This window comes from Peribacillus sp., from assembly GCF_059453735.1.
Window position 1 is genome coordinate 1 of record NZ_JAZVJO010000254.1, and the last position, 5,681, is coordinate 5,681.

General features: G+C 36.7%; 8 protein-coding genes. 4 read left to right on the forward strand and 4 right to left on the reverse strand.

Annotated features, from left to right (window positions below):
- Positions 1-51: 51 nt before the first annotated feature.
- Complete coding sequence (locus AC52RT_RS07980; protein ID WP_495540251.1) at positions 52-624, reverse strand: hypothetical protein; 573 nt, start codon at positions 622-624, stop codon at positions 52-54.
- 326 nt (positions 625-950) lie between these two features.
- On the opposite strand from AC52RT_RS07980, the gene AC52RT_RS07985 reads away from it, so the two are divergent.
- The 4 genes from AC52RT_RS07985 to AC52RT_RS08000 all read left to right on the forward strand — a co-directional run bounded on the left by AC52RT_RS07985 (position 951) and on the right by AC52RT_RS08000 (position 3,562).
- On the forward strand, positions 951-1,376 hold the full coding sequence (locus AC52RT_RS07985) for a universal stress protein (protein WP_495540252.1): 426 nt from the start codon (positions 951-953) through the stop codon (positions 1,374-1,376).
- Between the two features lie 119 nt (positions 1,377-1,495).
- Positions 1,496-2,401, forward strand: coding sequence for a cidABC operon transcriptional activator CidR (cidR, locus tag AC52RT_RS07990; RefSeq protein WP_495540253.1), 906 nt, complete (start codon positions 1,496-1,498; stop codon positions 2,399-2,401).
- A 206-nt stretch (positions 2,402-2,607) separates the two neighbouring features.
- Positions 2,608-3,126, forward strand: coding sequence for an acyl-CoA thioesterase (locus AC52RT_RS07995; protein WP_340848399.1), 519 nt, complete (start codon positions 2,608-2,610; stop codon positions 3,124-3,126).
- A gap of 64 nt (positions 3,127-3,190) precedes the next feature.
- Positions 3,191-3,562, forward strand: a complete 372-nt coding sequence (locus AC52RT_RS08000) for a hypothetical protein (RefSeq protein ID WP_495540254.1) — start codon at positions 3,191-3,193, stop codon at positions 3,560-3,562.
- Between the two features lie 37 nt (positions 3,563-3,599).
- On the opposite strand, the gene AC52RT_RS08005 is transcribed toward AC52RT_RS08000, so the two are convergent.
- From AC52RT_RS08005 to AC52RT_RS08015, 3 genes are all read right to left on the reverse strand, one after another.
- Positions 3,600-4,322, reverse strand: a complete 723-nt coding sequence (locus AC52RT_RS08005) for an amino acid ABC transporter ATP-binding protein (protein ID WP_495540255.1) — start codon at positions 4,320-4,322, stop codon at positions 3,600-3,602.
- Positions 4,319-4,975 (reverse strand): amino acid ABC transporter permease, encoded by a 657-nt coding sequence (locus AC52RT_RS08010; RefSeq protein WP_495540256.1) that lies wholly within the window; start codon positions 4,973-4,975, stop codon positions 4,319-4,321. The genes AC52RT_RS08005 and AC52RT_RS08010 overlap by 4 nt, the downstream gene beginning before the upstream one ends.
- Positions 4,976-5,039: 64 nt before the next feature.
- On the reverse strand, positions 5,040-5,681 hold a 642-nt coding region (locus tag AC52RT_RS08015; RefSeq protein WP_495540257.1), incomplete at its 5' end, for a basic amino acid ABC transporter substrate-binding protein.

The following is a 5,681-nucleotide window of genomic DNA, read 5'->3' on the forward strand; positions in this document are numbered from 1 at the left end:
AACTCGTTTTGTATATTATACCTTATTAGGTAGTCATTTTACATACATTATTTATGTTCCTACAACCTGTACTGGGTCAATCCACACCCATTTATGACCGATTTTCACATATTTCCATGAACATTCAGCTGTTACACCTAGTTCTGCTGCTTGAGCAATTGTGTCAGCTGTCATTTGTCTTGTTAAGATATCAAGAACATTAATTAATGTATCTAGCTCACTTTGGTACTGTGCAGTGCGCTCAGAGAAGTATGTTGATTCCTTGCTTAACTTTTCAGCGACATGTGCAATTTCGGAAGAGATTTTGTCTAACTTTTGATTAATCTTAGTCTTTTTACTTTCATCTTCTGCAGCACGAAGTTTTTCTTCATAATTCATTTGTTCTGAGTAAAGAGAACCTAATTTTGCTGTTCCTTTTACTTTACTAATATCATTAATATACGCATTAAGCAGGTTGTCTGCTTCTAAGACTGTCTTATCAATTTCTCCATCAATTAATACATTTGCCTGGTCGATTAAATTTAAAGCTTTTTGGGTATCGCCATTCTCTGCTGCTAATGCGCCCGAACCGAACGAAAACGAGAGAAAAAGAGCGAATAAAATAGCTACACTTTTCTTAAACATTGTTATCCCCCTATAAAATTGTATTTTTTTCCATTGTATACTGTACTTCTGCATATTTCTACATCTTTCTTTTTAATAATGTGAACATATTGTAAAAAAACAAGGTATTTTAGACTAGTTCACACACAAAAAAAAGACGTTAAAGTGAAGAAACACACTATCCAACATCTCTTGTATCGGTTTGAAAGTTAATTTATTTATACCAATTAATATAAAATACACAAAAAGTTCCCATATAATTTGATTGATTTACAGCAATCGACAGTGCCTAAATGGTATAATTAATATATAAAGATCAAGTCTAAATAAAAGGACTGGTGATGGAAATGACCTTTACAAAAATTTTAGTTGCCTTTGATGAATCTGATTTGGCGCTTAAATCATTAGAACAAGCAATTGATTTAGCAAAAGGAAAACCTGAAATTGAAATATATGTCGTACATTCTCTCATGATGCCTGCTAATAATGCCGTTTCCGCCCATTTAATGGCTCAAATTAAAGAATCCATACATGTCTATGGAAAAGAAATCTTAGCGAAAGGTGAGGAGAAGCTGGCTATTCTCCCAAACAAGACAGAAGTATTTTTAAGAGAAGGATCTTCGATTCATACAATCCTTAAGGAAGCCAAAAGACATGATTGTGATTTAATCGTCATGGGCAGCCGTGGTCTTAGCGGTATAAAGGAATTTCTCGGCAGTGTTAGTCACTATGTCGTCCAAAACTCCCCTGTACCTGTATTACTAGTGAAATAATAAAAAATTTGAGCTTGGCAGCCGCCAGGCTCTTTTTAGTGTCAATTCGGACTCATTTACAAAGGGCTGCTGATTCGGTTAAACTATTGGTTAGTGTTTAGAGAAGCGAGGGAACTACAGTGGATATCAAGCATTTACAATATTTTATTGAAGTAGCGAACTATAATAGCTTCACTCGTGCAGCCGATCATTTATTTATTACTCAGCCTACGATTAGTAAGATGATTAAAAATCTCGAAAATGATCTTGGTGTTGAACTCTTTGATCGCTCCGGTAAAAAACTTTCACTTACCGATGCAGGGAGAGTTGTTTATGAACAAGCTTTGTTGATTAATAAAGCATTTAATAACCTTGAAACCGAAATGGATAATCTTCTGGGACTTAAAAAAGGACATATCCGAATTGGTTTACCCCCGATTATTGACTCTACTTTTTTCCCAAAGCTAATTGGCCGCTTTCACCAACGGTATCCTAACATTACCTTCCAGCTTATCGAAGATGGTTCAAAAAAGATTGAAGAATCAGTGGCGGATGATTCCCTCGATATTGGAATTATCATGTTACCGACCAATCCAAATCTCTTCCATTACGTTTCTTTTATAAAGGAAGATTTAAAACTAATTCTACATCCAACACATCCCTACGCCAGCAAACAAAAAGTTCAGTTAGCTGACCTAAAAGATGAAAATTTCATCATGTTTAATAAAGAATATGCTTTGCGTGATTTAATAATCTCTTCATGCAATCGAGCAGGCTTTAATCCTAGAATTATGTCTGAGAGCTCCAGATGGGATTTCATTGAGGAATTAGTTGCTTGTAAAATGGGAGTTGCTCTGCTGCCAGAAAGTATTTGCCGGCAGCTGTCCACTCAAGTTCAAGCAGTAGAAATAACGAACCCCTCTCTAGATTGGAACTTGGGCATTATTTGGCGTAAAGAGCAATATTTATCTTATGCGGCTAAAGAATGGCTCCGCTTTATGATTGAAACCATTTCTCCTGATAGTTGTGAAGTGAATAAGTTATAGACGGCGTACTTCTCACAAGCGCCGTCTTTTAATATTCTAAATTTTCATACATGAAAGCAATTACATAGATAAAAGCTATACAACGTATAAATTTTAACCATTTTACTTACCCTACTGATGAGGGTAAACTAGGTAATGTAAAAGATTTTTGTACTTTACTCAATTGAGTAGTCCTCACCTATGATGTAACAGGAAAGGAACATATCATGAATACAAGAAAAGCAAAAGAAAGCAGAATTGTTAATACAGATCAAGTTTTAACTTGTGATTTAAATAATTATAATACTCTTTTTGGCGGCGTATTAATGCGGAAGCTTGATACGGTTGCTACATTATCAGCACGTAGACATTCAAGAGTTAAAGAATGTGTTACAGCTTCAACAGATTCAATCGATTTCTTATGCCCGATTCACCAAACAGATTCTGTCTGTGTTGAATCATTTGTATCTTATACAGGTACAAGCTCTATGGAAATCTTCTGTAAAGTCATTGCAGAAGATATGATGACTGGTGAACGCCGTATTGCAGCTACAGCATTCTTAACATTTGTAGCTCTTGGGGAAGACAAACGTCCTGTTAAAGTTCCACAAGTTGAGCCAGAAACAGAAGAAGAACAGCTTCTATTCAACACTGGACAAGAACGTGCAGAAGTTCGTAAAGCAAGAAAGAAAAAAAGCAAAGAACTTGCTGCTAAAATTCCATTAACTAAGCCTTGGGATTATTAATCTCAGGTATTGATTAAGCAAGGCACATTTTGTGTCTTGCTTTTTTAAAATAAGGGGGATAAACATGATAACGATTTCTAGTTCTGAGCAATTAATAAAGGCAAAGAAAGCATTAGATTCCTCTAAATTAGCCCATCCGCTTACGTTTGAAAAACTGATTCACATTATTAATCTTACTCGCACACTACAATTTAAATATCATTATATGGGTTCTCTTTTATTGGATGAAGATTCTAGCCAGTATTATCCGTCCTTAGTTCCCGCATCCGTTCTTGATTTATATCAACAAGAAATTCAAAAATTTAAAGATATACCTGATTCTGCAGAGGTACTGAAATTGTTTGCTGCATATCAATCAATTGGATATGCTAAACTTAGTCTCCTTGTCCTCGGCAAGACTCCAGAATCTTTACTTGGGGCTCTAGTGATTAAGTAAACAAAAAAAATCTCAGAAATAGCTGAGATTTTTTTAATTATAGGACTTTACTTAGAAATGATTTAGTTCGTTCATTCTGTGGGTTTTCAAATAATTCCACTGGACTATTTTCCTCGACAATTACCCCTTCATCCATAAAAATGACCCGATCGCCTACTTCTTTAGCAAATCCCATTTCATGTGTTACGACTACCATTGTCATTCCCTCAGCCGCTAGCTGCTTCATAACTTCTAATACTTCGCCAACCATTTCGGGGTCAAGAGCTGATGTTGGTTCATCAAACAGCATGATTTTCGGTTCCATGGCTAATGCCCTTGCAATGGCAACCCTTTGCTTTTGGCCGCCTGACAGGGAATTAGGATAGGCTTCTGCCTTATCAGACAGCCCAACCTTTTTCAGTAGTTCTACCCCTCTTTCACGGGCTTCTTCCTTTGATATTTTCCTTACTTTTAATGGAGCAAGCATTATATTTTGGATCACACTTTTATGAGGAAATAGATTAAAATGTTGAAAAACCATTCCGACTTCAGTACGAATGTCATTAATATTTACACTTTTATCGGTTGTATTTGTACCCTCTATAAAGACCTTACCACCTGTAATCGTTTCTAACTGATTAATACAGCGTAAAAAAGTTGATTTACCTGAACCGGATGGACCAATCACGACGACTACCTCTGATGGAGCAACTGTAACATTTATATCCTTTAAAACCTCATTTTTGCCAAATGTCTTTTTTAAATTTTCTACTTTAATCATTCTGTCTCAAGCCTTCTTTCTAAACGATTTAATAAGAAGCTCATGGATAGGGTTAAGATTAAATAGATAACTGCAGCGGCTAAATAAGGTTCCCAAATTCGATAATATTGACTCGCCATCGCTCTTCCCCAATACATCAGTTCAGGTGCAGCGATCACCGCAGCAAGTGACGAATCCTTAATGAGTACCACAAATTCATTTCCGAGCGGCGGGATCATCCGTTTCGATGCTTGCGGCAATACAACATACCGCATGGTTTGTACGTGTGTCATCCCTAATGACCGTGCACCTTCCATCTGCCCCTTATCAATGGACTGAATTCCAGCTCGGAAAATCTCCGCAATATAAGCCCCAGCATTGAGAGACAAAGCAATAATTGTAGCGATTACACCATTTGTTTCTCCTGTAAAGAAGGGAACCACACCTAAATGAATGAGAAGAAGCTGCACAAATAAAGGTGTTCCCCGAAAGAAAGCAATATAGCATTTAAATGGAAAAGATAGAAGTTTATTTCTCATCATCTTCCCTAAACCAATACCTAATCCTAAAACTGTCCCAATTAAAATACTGATCAATGATAAACCGATTGTTAATAAAGTTCCCTTCCAAAGATAGGGAGCATATTCCATAATGATATCCCAGCGAAAATCCATTGTCTGCCTCCCTTTCAGCCAAAAAATTGCGTAACCAATTGACAGCAGCTACGCAATCAGAATGTTATTGTTGGGATTTTAATGTTTCAATATCTGGCTCTGTGCCAAACCACTCTTTATATATTTTCGCATACGTCCCATTCTCGTAAAGCGTGTTAATCGCTTTATTAAACTCCTCGATCAGCTTACTATCTTTCGGAAATAAAACACCATAATACTCTTTTTCAAACACTGCATCTTCCACTACAGTAAACCCTTCATCCGGATTGTTTTTTGCATATTCTTCTACTACAGCATTATCCGCCACCACAGCATCGGCGCCTCCGCTTTTCAGCTCTAATATGGCTAAATTATTATTCTCAAACTGCTTGATATTTTCATTCTTTTTACCAACAATGGATTCCGTTGCAGCTTGTCCAGTTGTTCCCGTTTGGACGGCAACTTTCTTCCCTTTAAGGTCTTCTGCCGATTTAATAGCACTATCCTTAGGAACTAGAATTTTATTTGTCGAAATAAAGTAAGGTACAGAGAAATCATACGTTTGTTTACGTTCATCATTAATGGTAATAGCTGAAACAGCTGCATCAGCACGCTTACTTTTTATTTCATCGAATAGAGGCTCCCAGGCCACATGCTCTACTTCGGCCTTATAACCGGCTTCCTTTGCAACAGCCGCAATAAAATCAACATCCAAACCGACGAGCTC